The organism is Streptomyces sp. NPDC005281, assembly GCF_040607495.1.
Classification (GTDB): Bacteria; Actinomycetota; Actinomycetes; order Streptomycetales; family Streptomycetaceae; genus Streptomyces.
In genome coordinates this window covers 243,617-265,349 of sequence record NZ_JBEXGX010000009.1, presented here as the reverse complement: position 1 = coordinate 265,349, position 21,733 = coordinate 243,617, and the positions used below count along the sequence as shown (strand labels likewise).

Annotated in this window: 17 protein-coding genes and 1 pseudogene; 7 read left to right on the top strand and 11 right to left on the bottom strand. The window is 72.4% G+C overall.

Annotation, left to right across the window (positions count from 1 at the left end):
- The first annotated feature begins 26 nt into the window (after positions 1-26).
- Positions 27-695: an HAD-IA family hydrolase gene (locus ABZV42_RS15715; protein ID WP_356052227.1), complete on the top strand. Its 669-nt coding sequence runs from the start codon at positions 27-29 to the stop codon at positions 693-695.
- A 542-nt stretch (positions 696-1,237) separates the two neighbouring features.
- Here ABZV42_RS15715 and ABZV42_RS15710 read toward each other — a convergent pair.
- Positions 1,238-2,614: a peptidoglycan-binding protein gene (locus ABZV42_RS15710; protein WP_356052226.1), complete on the bottom strand. Its 1,377-nt coding sequence runs from the start codon at positions 2,612-2,614 to the stop codon at positions 1,238-1,240.
- Between the two features lie 167 nt (positions 2,615-2,781).
- Between ABZV42_RS15710 and ABZV42_RS15705 the strand changes: the two genes are divergently transcribed.
- Entirely contained in the window at positions 2,782-4,956 is a 2,175-nt protein-coding gene (locus tag ABZV42_RS15705; RefSeq protein ID WP_356052225.1) for an MDR family MFS transporter, read from the top strand.
- A 37-nt stretch (positions 4,957-4,993) separates the two neighbouring features.
- Here ABZV42_RS15705 and ABZV42_RS15700 read toward each other — a convergent pair whose 3' ends face one another.
- Entirely contained in the window at positions 4,994-5,515 is a 522-nt protein-coding gene (locus ABZV42_RS15700) for a GNAT family N-acetyltransferase (protein ID WP_356052223.1), read from the bottom strand.
- A 180-nt stretch (positions 5,516-5,695) separates the two neighbouring features.
- On the opposite strand from ABZV42_RS15700, the gene ABZV42_RS15695 reads away from it, so the two are divergent.
- Both ABZV42_RS15695 and ABZV42_RS15690 read left to right on the top strand, forming a co-directional pair.
- The gene (locus tag ABZV42_RS15695) at positions 5,696-6,442 is read left to right on the top strand and encodes a hypothetical protein (protein ID WP_356052222.1); all 747 of its coding nucleotides are present in this window, start codon (positions 5,696-5,698) and stop codon (positions 6,440-6,442) included.
- 197 nt (positions 6,443-6,639) lie between these two features.
- Positions 6,640-7,248, top strand: a complete 609-nt coding sequence (locus tag ABZV42_RS15690) for a hypothetical protein (protein WP_356052243.1) — start codon at positions 6,640-6,642, stop codon at positions 7,246-7,248.
- A 293-nt stretch (positions 7,249-7,541) separates the two neighbouring features.
- On the opposite strand, the gene ABZV42_RS15685 is transcribed toward ABZV42_RS15690, so the two are convergent.
- Positions 7,542-7,997 carry a DUF1992 domain-containing protein gene (locus ABZV42_RS15685; RefSeq protein WP_356052221.1) on the bottom strand — a complete coding sequence of 152 codons (456 nt, stop codon included), beginning with the start codon at positions 7,995-7,997 and terminating at the stop codon, positions 7,542-7,544.
- Between the two features lie 119 nt (positions 7,998-8,116).
- On the opposite strand from ABZV42_RS15685, the gene ABZV42_RS15680 reads away from it, so the two are divergent.
- The gene (locus tag ABZV42_RS15680) at positions 8,117-8,512 is read left to right on the top strand and encodes a hypothetical protein (protein ID WP_356052220.1); all 396 of its coding nucleotides are present in this window, start codon (positions 8,117-8,119) and stop codon (positions 8,510-8,512) included.
- A 59-nt stretch (positions 8,513-8,571) separates the two neighbouring features.
- Here ABZV42_RS15680 and ABZV42_RS15675 read toward each other — a convergent pair whose 3' ends face one another.
- A complete protein-coding gene (locus ABZV42_RS15675) occupies positions 8,572-9,243 on the bottom strand; it encodes an O-methyltransferase (RefSeq protein WP_355989576.1) in 672 nt (223 codons plus the stop codon).
- A 149-nt stretch (positions 9,244-9,392) separates the two neighbouring features.
- A pseudogene (gene proP / locus ABZV42_RS15670) lies at positions 9,393-10,777 on the bottom strand (glycine betaine/L-proline transporter ProP).
- A 400-nt stretch (positions 10,778-11,177) separates the two neighbouring features.
- Here proP and ABZV42_RS15665 point away from each other — a divergent pair.
- A complete protein-coding gene (locus ABZV42_RS15665; protein WP_355989580.1) occupies positions 11,178-13,223 on the top strand; it encodes a bifunctional glycosyltransferase 87/phosphatase PAP2 family protein in 2,046 nt (681 codons plus the stop codon).
- A gap of 184 nt (positions 13,224-13,407) precedes the next feature.
- On the opposite strand, the gene ABZV42_RS15660 is transcribed toward ABZV42_RS15665, so the two are convergent.
- Entirely contained in the window at positions 13,408-14,652 is a 1,245-nt protein-coding gene (locus tag ABZV42_RS15660; RefSeq protein ID WP_355989582.1) for a cytochrome P450, read from the bottom strand.
- A gap of 294 nt (positions 14,653-14,946) precedes the next feature.
- On the opposite strand from ABZV42_RS15660, the gene ABZV42_RS15655 reads away from it, so the two are divergent.
- A complete protein-coding gene (locus ABZV42_RS15655) occupies positions 14,947-16,116 on the top strand; it encodes a steroid 3-ketoacyl-CoA thiolase (RefSeq protein WP_355989585.1) in 1,170 nt (389 codons plus the stop codon).
- Positions 16,117-16,214: 98 nt separating this feature from the next.
- On the opposite strand, the gene ABZV42_RS15650 is transcribed toward ABZV42_RS15655, so the two are convergent.
- The 5 genes from ABZV42_RS15650 to ABZV42_RS15630 form a co-directional block, all read right to left on the bottom strand.
- On the bottom strand, positions 16,215-16,901 hold the full coding sequence (locus tag ABZV42_RS15650; protein WP_355989587.1) for a YoaK family protein: 687 nt from the start codon (positions 16,899-16,901) through the stop codon (positions 16,215-16,217).
- Positions 16,902-17,328: 427 nt separating this feature from the next.
- Positions 17,329-17,748, bottom strand: coding sequence for a transglycosylase SLT domain-containing protein (locus ABZV42_RS15645; protein WP_355985024.1), 420 nt, complete (start codon positions 17,746-17,748; stop codon positions 17,329-17,331).
- Positions 17,749-18,121: 373 nt separating this feature from the next.
- A complete protein-coding gene (locus ABZV42_RS15640) occupies positions 18,122-18,970 on the bottom strand; it encodes an ECF transporter S component (RefSeq protein WP_355985026.1) in 849 nt (282 codons plus the stop codon).
- Positions 18,967-20,661 (bottom strand): ATP-binding cassette domain-containing protein, encoded by a 1,695-nt coding sequence (locus ABZV42_RS15635; RefSeq protein WP_355985028.1) that lies wholly within the window; start codon positions 20,659-20,661, stop codon positions 18,967-18,969. Before ABZV42_RS15635 ends, ABZV42_RS15640 begins: the two co-directional genes overlap by 4 nt.
- Positions 20,658-21,731, bottom strand: a complete 1,074-nt coding sequence (locus ABZV42_RS15630) for a CbiQ family ECF transporter T component (RefSeq protein WP_355985222.1) — start codon at positions 21,729-21,731, stop codon at positions 20,658-20,660. The genes ABZV42_RS15635 and ABZV42_RS15630 overlap by 4 nt, the downstream gene beginning before the upstream one ends.
- Positions 21,732-21,733 lie beyond the last annotated feature (2 nt).

The window sequence follows — 21,733 nt, the reverse complement described above, 5'->3', positions numbered from 1 at the left end:
GGTCCCCCCTATCTGCGTTTTGGAGCATGACGATGACGACGGCCACCACCGTTCTGACCGCCCGCGCCCTCCTGCTCGACATGGACGGCACCCTCGTCAATTCGGACGTCGTCGTCGAGCGCTGCTGGCGCGGCTGGGCCGACCGGCACGGGCTGGACGGGGACGAGGTCATGAAGGTCGTTCACGGCAGGCAGGGCTACGCCTCGATGGCCGTGCTGCTGCCGGACCGTCCCATGGAGCAGAACCACGCGGACAACGCGCGGATGCTGGTCGAGGAGACCGCCGACATGGAAGGCGTCGTCGCGATCCCGGGGGCGCCGGAGTTCCTCGCCTCCCTCGCCGGAGTGCCGCACGCGCTCGTCACCTCGGCGGACGTGGCGCTGTCCAACGGGCGGATGGCCGCCGCCGGGCTGGAACTTCCCGACGTCCGTGTCACGGCCGAGTCCGTCGGTGCCAGCAAGCCCGATCCCGAGGGCTTCCTGAAGGGTGCGGCCGAGCTGGGCATCGCGCCCGAGGACTGTGTCGTCTTCGAGGACTCCGGGGCGGGAATCGCCGCGGGGCGGGCCGCCGGGATGCGGGTCGTGGGAATCGGGCCCCGGGCGGCATTCCATCGGCCGGACGTGGTCGTACGTGATCTGACCGAGGTCCGGGTCGAGACCGTGGGCGACGGGACGGTCCGCCTTCACATCGGCTGAGGGCTGATCTTCCGACGGGGGCGGGTCGAGTCTCCCGGCAGGGGCGGGTCGAGCTGGGCGCTGCCCCCGGCGGCCCCCGGGCACAACCTTTCCTCGCCCCCTCCGCCCCTACCCTTCCCACCCCTGGGGCTCCGCCCCAGACCCGCTCCTCAAACGCCGGAGGGACTGAATTTCACGCCCCGCAGGCGAAGGACGGGCCGGAGGGGCTGAATTTCACGCCCGCAGGCGAAGGACGGGCCGGAGGACCTGAAATTCTTCCCGCAGGCGAAGGGTGGGCCGGAGGGGCTGAAACTCACCCCGCAGGCGAAGGGCGGGCCGGGGCCCCGAAAGTCACGCCCGCGAGTGACATCCGGACCCGAGCCACCGCACTCCCGCACCCGGGATCCGGCGGGAGGGGACGGGCCGGTACATCAAATGCCCGCAGGCCGGACGGATCATCACCCACCCGCACGTCGAAACCTCGGTGGGATCCGTTCGGATGCGGGCGGATGTACCGGCGCGGCCCCGACCCACCCACCGGAGAGAACCCGCGAACGCCGGCGCTACGGCTCGGACGTCTCCGCCTCCAGGCTCGCCCGCGTGGCCGGGCCGTACACCCCGGGATCGTCCCCCGAGATGCCCCGCGCCCACTGGTACCAGCGCACGGCGTCCTCGAGGTGCCGGTCGAACTGGCCGTCGGCCCTGCGCATGAACATCCTCAGCTGGCTCAGCCGCAGCTGGAGCTCGGTCACCTCGGCCCCGCTGTCGCCGCGCCGCAGGGTGGGCCCGGTCGCCGCACCAGAACCGCCGCCGCCCGCGGAGTCCACGGCACCCGTGGCGGTCGCCGTCGGACTCGGCCGCGCGGACGTCGGCGACGCCGTGGCCGACGTGGACGGAGTAGCCGACGTCTGCGACTCGGACGCCGAGGGCGACGGGCTCGTGCTCGGCGAGGAGGACGGGGACGAGGAGGCCGAGGCCGTCGAGGACGCGCTCGCGGACTGAACCGCGGAGGCCGTGTGGGACCGCACCTCGGGCGCGCTCGCCCTGACGTCCTTCGGCTGGGCCCCGTCCCGCGAGGGAGGGTCGTAGGAGAGCAGTCCGCTCGCGACCCCGGCGGCGGCCACCACCGTCACGACGACTCCGGTGACGGCCAGGACACCGGTGCGCCGGCGACGCCTGGTCCGGCCGGCGGGCGAGGAATCCTGTCCCGGCTTCTCCGCGGAGCGCGCGTTCTCGTGGAAGAGACGGACGTCCGTGGCGCGCGCGTCCGAGGGGAGCGCCTTCAGCTGCATGGTCGCGTCGACCGGCAGCGGTGCCGACCGTGGGGCCGCGTCCGCCGGTATCGCGGCCAGTCGCATGGTCGCGTCGGCCGGAACGGGGGCCAACTGCATGGTCGCGTCCGCCGGAACGGGGGCCAGCCGCATGGTCGCGTCCGCCGGCATCGTGGCCGACTGCATGGCGGGCGAGGACGCGTCCTCTCCGTACGCGGGCGGCATCGGCACTCCGCCGGCAGGCTGAACGCCGTCCAGGAAGCCCGCAGCCTCGACACCGTCGACCGGAGTGCCGCCGCCCGGTGCTGCTCCGTGAGCGCCCGCCGCCGAGGCGCCCTCCGGCCTCCAGGCGCCCGCTTCGGTGCCCGCCCAGGGCTCTCCGGTCGTCGGGGCCGCGTGCCAGGTCCCCGCGGCCGTTCCGGCCGGGTCCGGACCGCCGGCGCCCTCGGCCGGCCCCCAGCCCCCTCCGGTGTGCCCGGAGTAATCCGGGCCCAGTTCTACGTAGGGCCGTATGCGCAGCGGGTTGAAGTCCTCCGCCGCCGCGGCCTGCGCCGTGCGCTCGTCGCGCAGGGCGTCGGACGCCCTGGCGGTGCAGGCGCACATCGGGGTGCCGTCCTGCGCCCGGTGCGCGGCGCACTCGGGGCAGACATGCCCGGTCGGTTCAGTCACGAGTGGGTCCCTCCCCCATGAAAACTCCAGTGATTATCCGGACGACCTTCATACAACCTTCAAGCAGCCCCCCGGAATCATGGATTCCGGAAGCTTCGACAGGCCATAACGGGACACACCGCTCAGGATGGAGGGTGACCCGGACCCTCGGTGCTCAGGGAGGCCGCATGACCGGCGACGCGCACGGTTCCGACACGCCGTCCGGCCGCGGGCCGGAAGGGGCGGAGGCACCGGCCGGCGACGGCATGGGCGGGCCGCCCGGACTGCACGACTCGATCGAGGTGAGCGAGACGGCGCTGCGCCGTCGCAGCGCGGCGGCGACCGACGCCCACGACACCGTGCACGGCAGCGTCTTCGTGTCCATCGGCGCCCTGCTGCTCGGCATGCTGCTCGCCGCGCTGGACCAGACGATCGTGTCCACCGCGCTGCCGACGATCGTCAGCGATCTCGGCGGCCTGGAGCATCTGTCCTGGGTGGTCACCGCGTATCTGCTCGCCTCGACGGCGGCGACTCCGCTGTGGGGCAAGCTGGGCGACCAGTACGGCCGCAAGAAGCTCTTCCAGGCGGCGATCGTGATCTTCCTGATCGGGTCGGCGCTGTGCGGCATGTCGCAGAACATGGGCGAGCTGATCGCCTTCCGGGCGTTGCAGGGACTCGGCGGCGGCGGCCTGATGGTGCTGTCGATGGCGATCGTCGGCGACCTCGTCCCGCCGCGTGAACGGGGCAAGTACCAGGGGCTGTTCGGTGCGGTGTTCGGTGCGACGAGCGTGCTGGGACCGCTGCTCGGCGGGCTGTTCACGGAACATCTCAGCTGGCGCTGGGTCTTCTACGTCAACCTGCCCGTCGGCGTCGTGGCGCTCGCGGTGATCGCCGCGGTCCTGCACATCCCGAGGAAGTCGGCACGGCACGTCATCGACTACGCCGGTACGTTCCTGATCGCCGCGGTCGCCACCTGCCTGGTCCTGGTGGCCTCGCTGGGCGGCACCACCTGGGACTGGGGCTCGCCGCAGATCGTCGGGCTCGTGATCGTCGGCGTGGTCCTCGGCGTCGCCTTCGTCGTGGTGGAACGGCGCGCGCCCGAGCCCGTTCTGCCGCTCAAACTGTTCCGGGTCCACACCTTCACGCTGTCCGCGATCATCAGCTTCATCGTGGGCTTCGCGATGTTCGGAGCGATGACCTATCTGCCGACGTTCCTCCAGGTCGTGCAGGGCGTGTCGCCCACGATGTCCGGCGTGCACATGCTGCCGATGGTGTTCGGGCTGCTGCTGTCGTCCACGGTCTCCGGGCAGATCGTCAGCCGTACGGGCCGCTGGAAGGTGTTCCCGGTGGCCGGCACCGGTGTCACCGCCCTCGGTCTGCTCCTGCTGCACCAGCTCGACGAGAACAGCAGCACGGGGGAGATGAGCGCGTACTTCTTCGTCTTCGGCCTGGGCCTCGGCCTGGTCATGCAGGTCCTGGTCCTGATCGTGCAGAACGCGGTGTCGTACGAGGATCTGGGCGTCGCCACCTCCGGGGCGACCTTCTTCCGGTCCATCGGCGCCTCGTTCGGCGTCGCGATCTTCGGCACGGTCTTCGCGAGCCGCCTCGGCGACAACCTGACGAAGGCGCTGAGCGGGCAGCAACTGCCTCCCGGCATCACGCCGGACTCGCTGAAGGCCGACCCGAAGGGGATCGGCCAACTGCCGGCCGACCTGCGGCCGTCGGTCCTGCACGCGTTCGCGACGTCGATCACGGACGTCTTCCTGTACGCCGCCCCGGTCGCGCTGCTCGGTTTCGTGCTGGCCTGGTTCCTGCGCGAGGACAAACTGCGTGGCTCCGTCACGGCTCCCGACGTGACGGAGACGCTCGCGAGCAACCCGGTCGAGCGCTCGTCGTACGACGAGGTGTGCCGGGCGCTGTCGGTCCTCGGCACCCGGGAGGGGCGCCGAGAGATCTACGAGAAGATCACCGCGCGGGCCGGCTACGACCTACTGCCCGCGGCGAGTTGGCTGCTGCTGCGGATCAAGAAGTACGGATGGGCCGAGCCCGCTCTCCTCGCCGAGCACAGCGCCGTACCCCTGAAAGTCGTACTGGCCGCCGAGCGCCAGCTCGAGGAACGCCGGCTCGCCCGCCGCGAGGGCCTGGACCTGGTCCTGACCGACGAGGGCCGGATCACCGCCGGGAACCTGTCCAGGGCCCGTGAGGAGTCCCTCGCCGAACTCCTCGGCGACTGGTGGGCGCCGGACCGTCCCACCGACCTCACCAGGCTGGTCGCGGAGCTGAACGAGGAGATGTGCGGCTCGGACGCGGAACGCCCGCACGAGAGCGCGCCGGTCGCCCGGCCCCAGGGGGAGCCGGCCTGACGCGGTGTCCCCGGGGGGAAGCGGCCCGACCCGGCCGTCAGGCGGGCAGATCCTTCCGGAACCAGTGCTCGGCGTGGACGTCGTCGTTGTGCGCCGCGGTCTCCTCGTAGCCGTGCCGGGCGTAGAGGGCCCGCGCCTCGACGAGGTCGGAGCGGGTGTCGAGGACCAGCCGGCGGGCGCCCAGCACGCGGGCCGCCGCCTCGGCAGCCGCCAGCAGGAGCGGGGCCGCTCCCTTGCCCCGCAGGTCCGCGCGGACGAAGACCCGGCTCAGCTCGCCCGTCGTGGCGTCGAGCATCCGCACCCCCGCCGTGCCGCCGGGCTCACCGTCGTGGCGCGCGACGAGCAGCACACCCGTCGGCGGCGCGAACTCGCCGCCCGTCCGCGCGGCGACCTCCCGCTCCAGCTCCTGAGGATCCGTCGTACGCCCCTCACGCAGCAGGTACCAACGGTCGCTGACCTCCGTGTAGTACGCCCGCCACAGCGCTCGGGCGGCGGGCGAGCCGAAGGGTTCGGGGGCCACGCTCCAGGGCCCTCGGGTGCCGGACGTCGGTCGGGTCATGCCGGCCATTGTCGGAGGGCACCGCCGTGGTGGCGCAACCGGATAACGGGGTCCGGCCGAACAACGCCACGAGGAACGGGTGTTGAGGCCCGTGCCGTGCCCGGGGCCGTTTGAGGAGCGGGTTCCGGGCAACCCGGTTCGAGAACCGGCCCGTTGGGTCGAGAACCCGGGAAGGCACCTATGTCCACAGGCGTGATCATCACTCTGATCATCGTGGCGGCCATTGCCGTTGTCGCGGTCGCCCTGACTCTCCTCGCCCGAAGGCCGCCGGGCGGGCGCACTCTGCGGCGGCGCTTCGGACCGGAGTACGACAGGACCGTCGCCCGGCACGACGGCGACACCCAGGCCGCCGAACGCGACCTCAACGAGCGGGTGAAGCGGCACGGCGACCTGCGCGAGCGGCCGCTCGAACCCGCGGCCCGCGAACGGTACTCGGCCGGCTGGACGGCCGCCCAGGAACGCTTCGTCGACTCTCCCCAGGAGGCGGTGGCCGAGGCCGACCGGCTGCTCGGCGAGCTGGCCGGGGTACGCGGATTCCCCGACGGAGAGCGTTACGAGGAGCAGGTCTCCGCGCTCTCCGTCCACCACGGACACCACGTCCATGGCTACCGTCGCGTGCACCGCGCCGCGCTGGCCCGCACGGGCGGCGGGGACCGGAACGGCGGCGGGGACACCGAGCAACTGCGCGCGGCCATGCTGGAGGCCCGCGACCTCTTCGACGAACTGATGACCCCGACCCGCCAGGACACCTCGCCGCGCCGGGCGGACGCCGAGATCACGGAGAACGCCGAGAGCGCCGAGATCACGGAGAACGCCGAGAGCATGAAGAACGGCGACAGCGCCGAGAGCAGCACCAGGAACTCCAACCCCGACACTCGTTCCCATCTGCCCTGGTCCTTCAACAGGCGCCAGGCGAAGGGGAATTGAGGAAGGTGAGCGCCATGAAGCCAGACCAGGACCCCGAGCGGAACCCGTCCCGCGAGGCCGCCGCCATGAAAGGCCGTGTGCCGCCGGGCCCCGCGGAACCCCGTGAGCCCACTGGCGTGAAGGGCCGGGTGACCCCGGTACCCGCCGAGCGTCCCGCGGACGACCGGGCGGGCGAGAACCGCCCCGAGGCCGAGGAGGTGTCGCGCCGCGAGGCGTTGAAGGGCCGGGTGGATCCCGCGTCCGCCGAGCCCGCCCCGGGCGACCCGGGCCGGGACGGCGACCGGGCCGTGAACGGCGACGGACAGGCCGCGCGGCCGGCCAGGACCGGTACGGCTGCCCGTGCGACGACGGGCGCCGACACGGACGGCCGAGGAGCCGCGGGTGAGGGCCGTGCACACCGTACGGGCGACGGGCCCGCGTCCGGCCTGTCCGAGGGCCCCGTGCCCCGTGGCACCGGGGGAACGCCCTCCGGGGGCGGCCCGGCGGACCCCGAGGACCGTGCGGGCGATGCCGCCGGCCGGGACGAGCGGATGCTGCCGCTGGACGAGCACGACAAGTTCTCGATGCGGATGCGGCACGCGGTCGGCGGGTTCGTCGACGGGCCGCAGGCGTCCGTCGAGGAGGCCGACCATGTGCTGGAGGAGCTCGCGGGACGGTTCACGGAAGCGGTGACCCGGCGGCGGCGCGACCTGCGCACGTCCTGGCAGTCCGGCGACGCGGGCAAGGCGACGGACACCGACACCGAGCGGCTCCGGCTCGCCCTGCGGGACTACCGCGAGATGACCGAGCGGCTCCTGCGGATCTGACCGGGCCGGACATCTCCCCGGTGGAGTGAGGCCGCGTCCCGGACCATGCCCCGGGACGCGGCCTCACGCTCTTGTGCCGCCCCGCCGTACCCGCGGGGCGGCACGCCGCCTCTCGCGACCGTACGCGTTCGCGCGGGCCGCCGGTCACCTCCGCGTTCGGCCGAGGAATTCATCGTGCCGACGACTCCGGCCGGACTTTCCTTCCGGCGTCCCGGCGTCCCAGCCTCCTGGCGGTCCGGCGGTCCTGGGCCCCGGCCTCCTGGCAGGCTGGCGTCCCGGCGTCCGCCCCGCTCTCACGTGGATCCGGGCTCTCCCCGCTCGTCGGGCTCCGGGCCGCCGGGGGCCGGGCTCTCGCGGGCGGTGCGCCACTCCTGGACGATCTTCTCCACGTCGTACGGCTTGAGCCCGAGCGGAGGTCCCGGCGGCGGCTTGAACATGATCTCGCGGATCTTGGTGTTGACGTCCTCGATCATCCGCCGCACCGCCCGCTCCGAACGAGCCGCGGGAACCGCCGCGATCACGTCCTCCGCCTCCTTGCGCAGGGCCAGGGTCGGCGGCAGGACCGAAAGCCCCTCACGGGCCATCTTCCGCTTGATCCACCAGAGTTCGTCGTACGGGGTGTCGGTGACCTCCGGCAGCGGCTTGCCCGCGCCGGGGAGTTCGGTGAACTCGCCGCGGGACTCCGCCTCGCGGATCTGCCGGTCGACCCAGGACTCGAAGCTGACACCGGGTGGCTTGCGCTCGGTCATGAGTCCATTGTGCCGGACGTCACACGGCGACGGTGAAGCTCGAATTATCATGCGGCGGCGACGGGGCAACCACGTTCCCCGGCGGGACAATTGGACCAGCACCTCACGAAGGAGCGCGCGTGCTCGAACTCACCATGGCCTCGGTGTCCGGAGCGGACGCCGGAGCGACGGCCGGGATGCAGATGGCCGACGCGCCGAGCGACCCCGGAGCCATGCTGCGGGTGGGCAGGGACCGGGCCGTGTGCCGTCTGGCGACCCCCGACGACTGGCTGTTCGTCTCCAGGGTGCACCTGGAGTTCCAGTGCGGCCCGGACGGCTCCTGGCAGGTCACCTGGCTCCGGGGTTCCCACGTGGAGCCGTCCTCCGAGGTACGGCTGATCCTCACCGGGCTCCAGCCCCAGCCGCTTCCGTACGGCGGGACGGCCAGACTCCCGGCGGGCGGCTCCGGTGAACTCGTCATCCAGGACCGCACCGGGCCCCACACCGTGAACGTGGGCTTCTACCACGAGGTCTAGGACCGGTCCGGCGGTGCGGGGCTGTTCGGTGCGGGGTGGTGCGGCGAGGGTCCGGGCGGTCAGGCCCGTACGCGGGCCAGGGCGAACCCGTCGTATCCCTTGCTGCCCACCGTCTGCACCGCCGTGCCGTCCAACTTCGGGTGGGAGGCGATCAGTTCGAGCGCGGCCCGGGTGCCGCGCACGCTCGGGTCGGTGCTCGTCGCGTCGGTGACCGCGCCGCCGCGGACCACGTTGTCGAGGACGATGACGCTGCCTGGCCGGGTGAGCCGGACGGCCCACTCGACGTAGTGGGGGTTGTTCACCTTGTCCGCGTCGATGAAGACGAGGTCGAACGGCTCCGGATTCTCGTCCGCCAGCTTCGGCAGGGACTCCAGGGCGGGGCCCACCCGCACCTCGGCGATCGTGTCGAGGCCCGCCCGCGCGAGGTTGGCGCGGGCGACCTCGGCGTGCCGGGGGTCGTACTCGAGGGTGATCAGCCGCCCGTCGGCGGGCAGCGCGCGGCCCAGCCAGATCGTGCTGTAGCCGCCGAGCGTGCCGATCTCCAGGATGCGGCGGGCGCCCTGCATCTCTGCGAGCAGCCGGAGCAGCTTGCCCTGGTTCGGCGCGACGTTGATGGGCGGCAGTCCCGCCGCGTCGCTGTCGCGCAGCGCGGCGGTGAGGATCTCGTCGGCGGGGGCCAGGAGGGTGGTGAAGTGGGCGTCGACGTCGTTCCAGAGCTGCGAGTCGCTCATGCACCGGGCCTTTCATATGCCTAGTTAGATGCGCTAAGGACTTCCTGGTTCGAACCTAGCCGCCTGCGCCGCCTCGTGCCAGCGGGATTCGGGCCCCGCGCGCCGACAGGATCAGTGCCTCTTGGCCGACGGGTTCCCGGCCGCGGGTGTCAGCGGTCCGCGGGTTCCACGGCGGGCGCCGAGCCCGGCAGGGGCCGGCCCGCCGACTCCTTCATGAACCAGACGGCCGCACCGCCGATCACGGCCGCGGCCATCATGTAGTACGCGGGCATCATCATGTTCCCGGTCGCGCCGACGAGGGCGGTGACGACCAGCGGGGTCGTGCCGCCGAAGAGCGAGACGGAGACGTTGAAGCCGATCGAGAGCGAGCCGTAGCGGACCCGGGTCGGGAAGAGCGCCGGGAGCGCGGCGGGCATCGCGGCGGTGAAGCAGACCAGCAGCAGGCCGAGGGCGCCCATGCCGAGCGCGACGGCGAGCAGACTGCCCTGGCGGATCAGCAGCAGGGCCGGGACGGACAGGGCGAGGAAGCCGGCGCAGCCCGCGGCGATCACCGGGCGGCGGCCGACCGGTCGGTCAGGGCGCCCGCGAAGGGCTGCACGATCATCATCAGCGCCATCACGCCGAGGACCACGAGCAGACCGTGCGTCTCGTCGTACTTGAGCTCGCTGGTCAGGTAGCTCGGCATGTAGGACAGCAGCATGTAGTCGGTGACGTTGAAGACGAGCACCAGGCCCATGCACAGCAGCAGGGTGCGCCACTGGCCGGTGATCATCTCGCGCAGCGGCACCTTGGGCCGGGCGGCCTCGGACTTCTCGATCTCCGCGGCGAAGGCCGGGGTCTCCTCCAGGCGCATCCGCAGGTAGAGGCCGAGGATGCCCATCGGGCCCGCGATCAGGAACGGCACGCGCCAGCCCCAGGACAGCAGGTCCTCGGTGGAGAGCAGGGCGGTCATGAGGGTCACCAGACCGGCGCCGCCGATGTATCCGGCCAGCGTGCCGAACTCCAGCCAGCTGCCGAGGAAGCCGCGCTTCTTGTCGGGTGCGTACTCGGCGATGAAGGTCGAGGCGCCCGCGTACTCGCCGCCGGTGGAGAAGCCCTGCACCAGACGGGCCGCGAGCAGCAGGACCGGAGCGCCGACACCGATCGTGGCGTACGACGGGATCAGGCCGATCGCGAACGTGCCGGCCGCCATCATGATCATGGTGAGCGCGAGGACCTTCTGGCGGCCGATCCGGTCGCCGAGCGGGCCGAAGACCACGCCGCCGAGCGGGCGGACGAGGAAGGCCGCGGCGAAGGCGCCGAAGGTCGAGAGCAGCTGGGCGGTCGGGTTGCCCGAGGGGAAGAAGACCTTGCCCAGGGTCACCGCGACGTAGCTGTAGACGCCGAAGTCGAACCATTCCATCGCGTTGCCGAGCGCCGCCGCCTTCACGGCGCGCCTGACGAGCGCGGGGTCGGTGACGGTGACCTCGGGGGAGACGGGGCGGACGGGGGCGGGGGTGCGTACGGCGGGGGCCGCAGGGGTCGCGGTCGGCAAGGGCGTTCCTTTCGCCGGGGACAGGGACGGGTCCGCCCGGGAGCGGACCTTCGGCTCGCCCGGAGGCGGGCCGAAAAGCGACCTTAGGACGGTTCGTCCCTGTCACGTGGAGTGCGCGACCCGCCGCGCAGCGCGCATAAAGCCCGTGTATGCAGGCGCGACGGGGTGGCCGAAGGGGTCCTCGTGAAGCGTCTTCTGTGATCCATGTCCCGAGCCCGAAGGGGAACCGGACCCTCCGCCGGCCGTCGTGATCCGGACAAAAGGGGAGAGCCTGCCGGGTCGATCAAGTGTTCCCACTTCTTTCGACGGAGGTGGCCGTGCCTCGTAGGGTCCTGATATGGGTTGACATAAGGGATCTGTGAGACGCGGGCCGACCAATGGGACGGAGGGGCGACGGGGCGTGGCGAACGTGGAGCACGGCGGACGGCCGGGCGAAGGCTTCGGGCGAGCGCCGGAGACGGTACGAGCACGGCTGCGCGCGCTCCGCGTCGGGCTCTGGGCCGTCGCCGCGATACTGGCCGTACGACAGGTCGCCGTCGTCCTCGGCACGCCCAAGGCGGACCGGCTGACAGATCTGGAGACCTGGGTCGGCCCGAACGGCGTACTGCACGTGAAGGGCTCGCTGTACGACTCGACGCGGTTCACCGGCACCCCGTTCGGCGGCCTCGTCCTCAAACCCCTCACCCGGGCGGCCGAACAGGCCCTCGGCTGGGGCTGGACCTTCGGCACCCTCCTGCTCGTCGTCGCCCTCGGGCTGGTCGCCGCCCGCGGCCTGCCGCCCCCTGTGAGCAGACGCACGTCGCTGCTCGCCGCGCCGGTGGCCGTCAGCCTGCTGATGCTGTCGCTCCCCGTACGCAACGCCCTCTACCTCGGCCAGACCAGCATCATTCCGGTGCTGCTCGTCCTGCTCGGCTGCTTCGCCGTCCGCGGCGAGCGCTCGTGCGGGGTCCTCATCGGGCTCGCGGCGGCCCTCCAGCCGACCGTGCTGCTCTTCGCGCCGCTGCTCTGGTTCACCGGACGCCGCCGCGCCGCAGCCTCCACCGGTGCCGCCTTCGCCGCCCTCACCGCGCTCGCCTGGGCCGTGATGCCGCACGACTCCAACACGTACTGGGTGCACCACCTGGCGGGCGTCGGCCTCGGCAAGGACGCCGACGACCTCGCCAACCAGTCCCTGCACGGCGCGCTGCTGCGGTTCGGCCTCACCGGACCGCTGGAGATCGCCCTCTTCCTGGCGCTCGGCGCGGCCGTGGCCGTCGTCGGACTCCGTCGCGCGGTGCGCTACGCCCACGACGGGCAGCTGCTGCTCGCCGTCGCGGTGACCGGCTGCGTCGCCGTCGTCGTCTCACCCACCACCTGGCAGCACCAGTTGCTGTGGGTGCTGCTCGCGCTCGCCGGCCGGACCGGCCGGAAGACCTCGGACCGTGGTGTGTGGCCCGCCGCGGTCGTCCTCGTCATGACACTGCCCGCCCGGATGATGCTGCCGGACATGCCGGTGCTCGACCCGCTGCGCGACAACCTGGTGCTGATCGCGGCGCTGGCCGCCGCCACCGCCGTACCGTTCCTGTCCCGTACCTCCGAGCACTACCGGGCCCCGGTGCCCACCGGTCCCACGGCGCCCGTCCCCACCCGGTGGAAGCGGCTCCCGCTGCTGCCGTCGGGCCGGGTCCTCGCGCGCCCGAACCTGCTGCTCGAACTGCTCCTGATCCGCGTCGGGTACTCCGCCTACCAGCAGATCAGGCTCGCCGCGACCGGCGGCCTCGCATCCGGCGGCAGGGCCACCGCCGAACAGCACGGCGAGCAGATACTCGCCGTCGAGCGCTTCCTGCGCATGGACATCGAGGTCTGGGCCAACCACGCGGTGGTGAAGGCGGCCTTCCTGCGGGACTTCTTCGACTTCTACTACGAGTCGTTCCACTTCCTCGTCCCGCTCACCGTCCTCGGCGTGCTCTACGTCCGCCGGTCCCCCGACTACCGCTGGGCCCGTTCCGCCCTCGGCTACGCCACCCTGCTCGCCCTCGTCGGCTTCTGGTTCTATCCGCTCGCCCCGCCGCGCCTGATGCCGGGACTCGGCATCGTCGACACCGTGCACGGCGTGCAGGACTTCTCCAAGCCCGACTACGGCGCCCTGACCGCGCTGACCAACCAGTACGCGGCGATGCCCTCGCTGCACTTCGGCTGGGCCCTGTGGTGCGGGGCCGTCATCGCGGTGCTGGCGCCCAGATGGTGGATGAAGGCGCTGGGCCTGCTGCACCCGCTTCTGACCCTCACCGCGATCGTGGTGACCGGAAACCACTGGGTCCTGGACGCCGTCGGCGGCGCGGCCGTGGTCGCGGCGGGCTTCGGGGTGACCCATCTCCTCACGGGCCCGAGACCCGGGACGCCCGCGGAACGGGCCGGGGCCGGGGCGGAGGCGCCGGTCCGCGCGCTGGGTCGTACACCGGGCTGATCCGGTCACGCGCCCCGGGGTGATCCGGTACGCGCCCCGGGCGGGCCGGTGTGCGTTCGGGGCGGGTGCGGGTGCGGGTGCCGGTCTCGGGGGAGGCAGGGGCGAGCGCGGGGGTGTGGCCCCTGCCTCCCTCGGGACGGGCCGGCGGTGCCGGGAGGCCGCCGGCCCGAGCGTGGGGCGCCCGCTACACGTGGCTGACCTGGAGTTCCTTGACACCGTTCAGCCAGGCGGAGCGGAGGCGGCGGGGGTCGCCCGTAAGCCGCAGATTCGGCATCGCGTCCGCGATCGCGTTGAAGATCAGGTCGATCTCCAGCGTGGCCAGGGACTTGCCGAGGCAGAAGTGCGGACCGCCGCCGCCGAAGCCGAGGTGCGGGTTGGGGTCACGGGTGATGTCGAAGACCTCCGGGCTCTCGAACACCTCGGGGTCGTTGTTGGCGGAGGAGTAGAAGATGCCGACGCGGTCCCCTTTCCTGATCCGCCGCCCGCCCAGTTCGGTGTCCTGGGTCGCGGTGCGCTGGAAGGCGACGACGGGGGTCGCCCAGCGGACGATCTCCTCGGCGGTGGTCTTCGGCCGTTCCCGCTTGTAGAGGTCCCACTGGTCGGGGTGGGTGAGCAGGGCGTGCATCCCGTGCGTGATGGCGTTGCGGGTCGTCTCGTTGCCGGCCACCGCCAGCAGCAGGACGAAGAAGCCGAACTCGTCGGACGCGAGGTTCCCCTGGTCCTCCGCCGCCACCAGTGTGCTGACGATGTCCTTGGCGGGGCACTGCTTGCGGTCCGCAGCCATGTTCATCGCGTACGAGATGAGTTCGGTGGCCGACTCGGCGCCGACCTCCTCGGTGATCGCGTATTCCGGATCGTCGTACGCCACCATCTTGTTGGACCAGTCGAAGATCTTGACGCGGTCCTCCTGCGGGACGCCGATGAGCTCGGCGATCGCCTGGAGCGGCAGTTCGCAGGCGACCTGGGTGACGAAGTCGAAGGAGCCGTCGGAGGCGGCCCGCGCGAGCGCGTTCGCGACGATCGAGCCGGCCCGGGCGCGCAGCGCGTCCTCCAGGGAGCGGATGGCGCGCGGGGTGAAGCCGCGCTGCACGATCTGGCGGACCCGGGTGTGCTCGGGCGGGTCCATGTTGAGCATGATCAGCCGCTGGACCTCGATCTGTTCGCGCTGGATGTGCTCGTTGAAGCGGATGACCGCGGTGTTGAGGAACGAGGAGAACAGTTCGGGGTGCGTCGAGACGTACTTGACGTCCGAGTGCCGGGTGACGGCCCAGTAGCCGTCGTCCTCGAAGCCGGCGACACCGGGCTGCTGCGGGATCCAGCGGACCGGTTCGGCCCGGCGCAACTCGGCGAACTCCGGGAGGGGTACGCGGTGGTGCAGCACATCGGGGTCGGTGAAATCGAACCCGTCGGGCAGCGCTGGACAGGACATCGGCAACTCCAGGGGCGCTTCTGACGGTCCATCAGGAATAGGGAACCGCCGTGAAGGTAGTAACGAGTTCTACAAGTGGCAAGAGGTGGGGGGCTCCCAATTGCGTGCAGGATTCGTACAGATCACGACTTCTGGGGCTGCACGACCCTTGCGGCGCGGGGGGTTCGCTCAGCAAACTGCACGCAGAACTGGTACGCGTTCTAGTTCTGCGCGGTGGGTGGGCCGGGACGCCCCGCGCTGCGCGGGTCAGCTGGGCCTGGCCGCCGGGCAGGCCTGAGGAGAGGACGAGCCCCCATGGCCGCGGAACCCGTGATCGTCGAAGCCGTACGGACCCCCATCGGCAAGCGCGGTGGCGCGCTCGCCAATCTGCACCCCGCCTATCTCCTGGGCGAGACCTACCGTGAACTCCTCGGCCGCACCGGCATCCCCGCCGACTGCGTCGAGCAGATCGTCGGCGGAACGGTGACCCACGCCGGCGAGCAGTCGATGAACCCCGCGCGCACCGCCTGGCTGACGGTGGGACTGCCCTACGAGACGGCGGCCACGACGGTCGACTGCCAGTGCGGCTCCTCGCAGCAGGCCTCCCACATGGTCGCCAACATGATCGCGGCGGGCGTCATCGACGTCGGGATCAGCTGCGGTGTCGAGGCGATGTCGCGGGTGCCGCTGGGCTCGGGGTCCAAGCACGGTCCCGGCAAGCCGTTCCCCGACGAGTGGAACGTCGATCTGCCGAACCAGTTCGAGGCCGCCGAACGCATCGCCCGCCATCGCGGACTGACCCGCGAGAACGTCGACTCCCTCGGGCTCATCTCGCAGGAACGGGCCGCCGTCGCCTGGTCCGAGGAGAGGTACAAGCGGGAGACGTTCGCCGTGCAGGTGCCCACCACCGAGGACGAACAGCGGGCCGGGCAGGGCATGTGGCGGCTCGTCGACCGTGACGAGGGGCTGCGCGACACGTCCATGGAGGCACTGGCGAAGCTGAAGCCCGTGATGCCGACCGCCGTTCACACGGCCGGCAACTCCTCCCAGATCTCGGACGGTTCGGCCGCCATCCTGTGGGCGTCCAAGCGGATGGCCCGGGCCCTGAAGCTGAGGCCGCGGGCTCGGATCGTGGCCCAGGCGCTGGTGGGTTCCGATCCGCACTTCCACCTGGACGGCCCGATCGACGCCACCCGGGCCGTGCTCGGCAAGGCCGGGATGTCGCTGAAGGACATCGACCTCGTCGAGATCAACGAGGCCTTCGCGTCGGTGGTGTTGAGCTGGGCGCAGGTCTTCGGGCAGGACCTGGAGAAGGTGAACGTCAACGGGGGCTCGATCGCGCTCGGGCATCCGGTGGGGGCCACGGGGGCTCGTCTCATCACCACGGCCCTCCATGAACTGGAGCGCGGCGACAAGGAGTTCGCGCTGATCACGATGTGTGCGGGTGGGGGGCTGGCGACCGGGACGATCATTCAGCGGTTGTGAGGTGTCGGCTGGCGTCTGGTCCCCGGGTGCCGTCGGCGGGCCTCGCCGGTCCTCGCCGGTCCTCGTACACGGGCTTCGCCGGTGCTCGGGCCGAGAAGTCACTCCCGGCCGGAGACCGTTGCCGCCAGTGCGGCCGGTACGAGTGCGGCGATCAGGAGCGGGAGGGCGAGGCCGTGGTGCAGGACCAGCCACGCGCCCAGGAGGGCGCCCGCGGCCATCGCCAGTACGGAGGCGGTCCGGCGCGGGGAGTGACGGCCCGCGCCGCCGCCGAGGCGGGAGTCGGCGGCCAGGCCGGTCAGGGTCATGGTCAGGACGGTCGTCGTCAGGTCGGCGACGCCGAGTCTGCGTACCGTCGCGTTGCGCAGGCCCATCGCGAACGCCGTGACGGCGATCACGGTGTAGGTGGTGGCGGTGGCGTGCGGGGCGGCGAAGGCCACCGCCGCGCAGGCGGCCGTCAGGACGGCCTCGGCGGCGAACACGGCGCGGGCCCAGGTGCGGCGGGAGCCGTCGCCCAGCCGCACGGCGGTTCGGCCGCCGGTCGCGGCGCCTGCGAGGAAGCAGCACAGTGAGGTGAGCGTGTGCGGTACGGAGAAGCCGGGGGCTCCGGCGGCCGCGAAGCCGAGCACCACCACGTTGCCGGTCATGTTCGCCGTGAAGACGTGGCCCAGGCCGAGGTAGCTCACCGCGTCGATGAGCCCGCTGACCACGGTCAGCGACAGCAGCGCGGGTACGAGCCGCAGGCCTCGTGACTCGGAGTCGTGCGGCGCGTCCGTCTGCGTGGTCATGGAGGTCAGTCCACCATGGTTCGCTCGCGGTTCGGGTTCAGCTCCGGCGGGTGGGTCGGGGCCGTGCCGGTGCATCAGCCCGTCGCCGTTGGGTGAGGGGTGAGCGTCGGTGGCGACGGGCATCGATGTACCGGCACGGTCCCTTCGGCCGGATCCCGGCCGCGGGTGGACCGTGGCTTGGGTGCGGGGGTGAATTTCAGCCTCTTCGGTCGGATCCCGGCCGCGGGTGTGCGGTGGTGAATTTCAGCCCCTCCGGCGTTTGAGGAGCGGGGGCTGGGGCGGAGCCCCAGGGGTGGAGCCCCAGGGGTGGGAAGGGTAGGGGCGGAGGGGGCGAAAGAAGCTGGGGCGGGGGCGCGGGGGGCCTGGCCCGGGGTACGAGAAAGGCGGCAGCCCCGTAACGGGGTGCCGCCTTGCTGTGCTGGGCTGATCAGTACCAGCCGTTGGCCTGCCAGAAGCTCCAGGCGCCGGTGGGGCTGCCGTAGCGGGAGTTCATGTAGTCGAGACCCCACTTGATCTGGGTCTTGGGGTTGGTCTTCCAGTCGGACCCGGCGGAGGCCATCTTCGAACCGGGCAGGGCCTGGACCAGGCCGTACGCACCGGAAGACGAGTTCGTGGCGCTGATGTTCCAGCCGCTCTCGTGCTCGACGATCTTGCTGAAGGCGTTGAACTGCGAGGCGTCCGGAATCATCGCGTGGGCGACCGACTTCGCGGAGGAGGCGGCGGTCGGCGTGGCGGCCTGGGCGGGCGCCGCGGCCAGGACCATACCGGCGGTGGCGGCGGCCACGGCGGTACCGGCGAGGGCCTTCTTCGGGGAAGAGACGATGCGACGGATGACAGCGACGGACACGGAGAACCTGTTTCCTCGGGGACATGGAGTCGCTCGTACGCCGTGACCACGTGAAGTGGAGGGGGCGTACGTCGGCGCCGCGGCCCGGGTGGGCTCGTGGCGCCTGGCGACTGCTCCAGAGAAACAGGTTCGAAACCCGTCCGCAATGACCCTTTTTACTAGTTATGGTCGCATTCGGGAGAAAGGCCCGCGATGTGATGTGGCCCTCAAGCCGCAGGTCAGAGGGGGTGGGCGTGTGTTCACGTCCCGCGCTTTGATCTACGAAGGCGCTTCGTATGTGATGTGGGCCCTGTGGGCCGCTTCACCCCGCCCCTGACGGACGGTGCGGGGGAGGCCACGCGGTGCTGCCGGGCGGTGTGACGTGGGTCCCGGATCACCGGGGGTCGAACGTCACCGGGCTCTCGAAAGCCGCCCGGCGCGTGGCCCGGCGCAGGGCCTTGAGCAGGGTCGTGCCGATCGTCAGGGTCAGGACGACGGTGACGACAGCCCGTCCCAGGTCCCAGCCGAGGGAGGTGGCCAGGCAGTACGCGACGAAGCGGGCGAGGTTGGCGGGGACGGCGGCGTGCGGGTCGAAGGCGATGTTCGAGGCCAGCGCGTCCATGAAGGGCCAGCCGGCCAGATTCATGACGGTGCCGTACGCGAAGGCGGCGAGGAAGCCGTACCCGGCGAGCATCAGCAGCTCCGCGCGGCCGCGCAGCCGGTCCGGGCCCGGCAGAAGGCCGGCCCCCATCGTGAACCAGCCCATGGCCAGCATCTGGAAGGGCATCCAGGGACCCACCCCGCCGGTCAGCAGCGCCGACGCGAACATGGTCACGGACCCGAGGACATAGCCGAACCCCGGCCCGAGCACCCGGCCGCTCAGCACCATCAGGAAGAACATCGGCTCGATACCGGCGGTCCCGGCCCCGATCGGGCGCAGCGCGGCACCGGTCGCGGCCAGCACCCCGAGCATGGCGACCGCCTTCGGGCCGAGTCCCGACTCGGAGATCGTCGCCGCGACCACCGCGACCAGCAGGACGAGGAGCCCGGCGAACAGCCACGGGGCGTCCTGGGCGTGCGCGCTGACCTGAGAGCCGGGCCCCGCGAACAGCGGCCAGGCGAATCCGGCGGCCCCCGTGGCGCTGACCAGGGCCAGGGCGGCCACGGAGCGCGGACCGAGACGGACGGCTCGGGCCTGGGGCTGGGGCTTGGGGCGGGCTGCGGACGCGTCGGCCGTGGTCATGCGAGAGCCCTTCCGACCTGGGCGACGGTGAGCCACGGCTCCGGGGCCAGGATCTTGGCGACCTGAGGGGCGAACGACGGGGACGCGACGACCACCTCGGCGGTGGGACCGTCGGCGACGACCTCGCCGCCCGCGAGGATCACCACCCGGTCGGCGAGCTCGGCGGCGAGCTCCACGTCGTGGGTGGCGAGCACGATGGCGTGCCCCTCGGCGGCGAGCCCGCGCAGCACGGTGACCAGCCGGGCCTTGGCCGCGTAGTCGAGGCCGCGGGTCGGCTCGTCGAGGAGCAGCAGCGGGGGGCGGGCCGTGAGGACGACGGCCAGCGCCAGCGCCAGCCGCTGCCCCTCCGACAGGTCACGCGGGTGCGTGCCGTCCCCGATGTCGGGCAGCAGCTCCGACACCAGCGCCCGGCAGGTTCCGGCGGCGGCTCCGGCATCCTCGTCGGCCGCGGCGCACTCGGCGGCGACCGTGTCCGCGTACAGCAGATCCCGCGGTTCCTGCGGTACGAGTCCCACCCGCCGTACGAGCTCCCGCGGCGCCGTGCGGTGCGGTGCCGCCCCGCCGACCCGTACGGAACCGGCGGCCGGCTCGACCAGTCCGACCAGCGCCGCGAGCAGGGTCGACTTCCCGGCGCCGTTGCGGCCCATCAGCGCGATGGTCTCGCCGGGTGCGACGACGAGGTCGACCCGGCGCAGCGCCTCGACGCGTCCGCGCCGGACGGCCAGCGACTCGACGACGGCCGGTTCGGCCGGGGCAGCCGCGGATGCCGGGCCGCGTTTCCGGCCGAGGAGGCCGCGCAGGGCGAAGGGGGAGGCGGGGCGTGGCCGCATCGGTGAGGGCGGGCCTGCTGTGGCGGGCCGCGGGGGTGTCGGCGCCGTGGCGAGCCGCTCGCGCAGGGTTCCCGCCCGGCGGCGTGCGTCGCGCACGGTCAGCGGGAGCGGGGACCAGCCGGCCAGGCGGCCGAGGTCCACCACCGGCGGGCGTACGGGGGAGACGGCCATGATCCCGGACGGGGTGCCGAGCGTCAGAGGTGCTCCCGGGGCGGGCAGGAGGGCGATCCGGTCGGCGTACTGGACGACCCGTTCCAGGCGGTGCTCGGCCATCAGCACCGTTGTGCCGAGGTCGTGGACCAGGCGCTGGAGCACGGCGAGGACCTCCTCGGCGGCGCCGGGGTCCAGGGCCGACGTGGGTTCGTCGAGGACCAGGACCCGCGGGTGCGGGGTGAGCACCGAGCCGATCGCGACGCGCTGCTGCTGGCCGCCGGACAGGGTGGCGATCGGGCGGTCGCGGAGGTCGGCCAGCGAGAGGAGGTCGAGGGTCTCCTCGACGCGGCGGCGCATCACCGCCGGTGCCAGTCCCAACGACTCCATGCCGTAGGCGAGTTCGTCCTCCACCGTGTCCGTCACGAAGTGGGACAGCGGATCCTGGCCCACCGTGCCGACCACGTCGGCGAGTTCGCGCGGCTTGTGGGTACGGGTGTCCCGGCCCGCGACGGTGACCCGGCCCCGCAGCGTGCCGCCCGTGAAGTGCGGGACCAGTCCGCTCACCGCTCCCAGCACCGTCGACTTGCCGACGCCGGACGGGCCGACCAGCAGCACCAGTTCACCCTCCGGGACCTCGAAGTCCACGCCCCGGACGGTGGGTTCGGCAGCTCCGGCGTACGTCACGGAGACATCCTCGAAGCGGATCACGATGACTCCTCTGGGGCGGGGGTTCGACGGGTGGCCGGGGCCGTGAAGGCGGGGAGCAGGCCGAGCAGCACCGCAGCCGCCGGCCAGAGCGGGAGTGCGGGGGCGACCAGGGGGACGACGCCGGGGCGCAGCGCGGCGGCGTCGTGGGAGGCGGCCACGATCATCAGGGCCGCGACCGCCGCGCCCGACCCGGCCACCAGCCAGGCCCGGACGCCCCACAGGTCCGGCCGGTACCGCGTCCGCGGGGAGCGGCGTCCGCCCAGCCACAGGCCGCCGAGCGCCGCGCCGAGTCCGGCCAGCAGGACCGGCAGGCCGTAGGTGTCGCCCGCGGCGGTCAGCAGTCCGTAGGTGCCGGCGCAGACGCCGAGCAGGCCGCCGAGGGTGAGGGCTCCGGTGGTCCGGCGGACGGCGGCCGGGACCTGCGCCGTACGCCCGTACCCGCGTGCGTCCATCGCCGCCGCCAGCGCGACCGAACGCTCCAACGCGCCTTCCAGGACGGGGAGTCCGACGTGCAGCAGGCCGCGCAGCCCCCGGTCGGGGCGCCCGCGCAGCCGCCGCGCGGCGCGCAGCCGCTGGACGTCGGCGATCAGATGCGGAGCGAAGGTGAGCGCGACGACCACCGCGACGCCCGCCTCGTACAGCGCTCCCGGCAGTGACTTGAGCAGCCGTGCCGGGTTCGCCAGCGCGTTGGCCGCGCCGACGCAGACGAGGAGGGCGGCCAGCTTCAGACCGTCGTAGAGCGCGAAGAGCAGGCCCTCGGCGGTGACCCGGCCGCCGATGCGCACCCCCTGCGCCCAGTGCGGGAGGGGGATCTCCGGGAGCGTGACGATCACATGCGTGCCGGGGATCGGGGAGCCGAGGAAGACGGCGAAGGCGAGCCGGATGACGAGGACGGCCGAGGCCAGTTTCACGAACGCGGTGTAGGAGCGGGCCCAGGGCGCGTCGGTGCGGTGCGTGGCCACCACGAAGCCCGCCACCGCCATGAGCAGCGCGAGCAGAAGGGGGTTCGTGGTGCGCGAGGCCGCCGTGCCGAGCCCCAGGGCCCAGATCCACCAGGCGCCGGGGTGCAGGG

What these genes read in the sequence shown, in the direction of transcription:
- ABZV42_RS15715 (WP_356052227.1), top strand. Translation starts at nt 27, where the DNA reads ATGACGATGACGACGGCCACCACCGTTCTGACCGCCCGCGCCCTCCTG.
- ABZV42_RS15705 (WP_356052225.1), top strand. Translation starts at nt 2,782, where the DNA reads ATGACCGGCGACGCGCACGGTTCCGACACGCCGTCCGGCCGCGGGCCG.
- ABZV42_RS15700 (WP_356052223.1), bottom strand. Translation starts at nt 5,515, where the DNA reads ATGACCCGACCGACGTCCGGCACCCGAGGGCCCTGGAGCGTGGCCCCC.
- ABZV42_RS15695 (WP_356052222.1), top strand. Translation starts at nt 5,696, where the DNA reads ATGTCCACAGGCGTGATCATCACTCTGATCATCGTGGCGGCCATTGCC.
- ABZV42_RS15685 (WP_356052221.1), bottom strand. Translation starts at nt 7,997, where the DNA reads ATGACCGAGCGCAAGCCACCCGGTGTCAGCTTCGAGTCCTGGGTCGAC.
- ABZV42_RS15675 (WP_355989576.1), bottom strand. Translation starts at nt 9,243, where the DNA reads ATGAGCGACTCGCAGCTCTGGAACGACGTCGACGCCCACTTCACCACC.
- ABZV42_RS15660 (WP_355989582.1), bottom strand. Translation starts at nt 14,652, where the DNA reads ATGTCCTGTCCAGCGCTGCCCGACGGGTTCGATTTCACCGACCCCGAT.
- ABZV42_RS15655 (WP_355989585.1), top strand. Translation starts at nt 14,947, where the DNA reads ATGGCCGCGGAACCCGTGATCGTCGAAGCCGTACGGACCCCCATCGGC.
- ABZV42_RS15650 (WP_355989587.1), bottom strand. Translation starts at nt 16,901, where the DNA reads ATGACCACGCAGACGGACGCGCCGCACGACTCCGAGTCACGAGGCCTG.
- ABZV42_RS15640 (WP_355985026.1), bottom strand. Translation starts at nt 18,970, where the DNA reads ATGACCACGGCCGACGCGTCCGCAGCCCGCCCCAAGCCCCAGCCCCAG.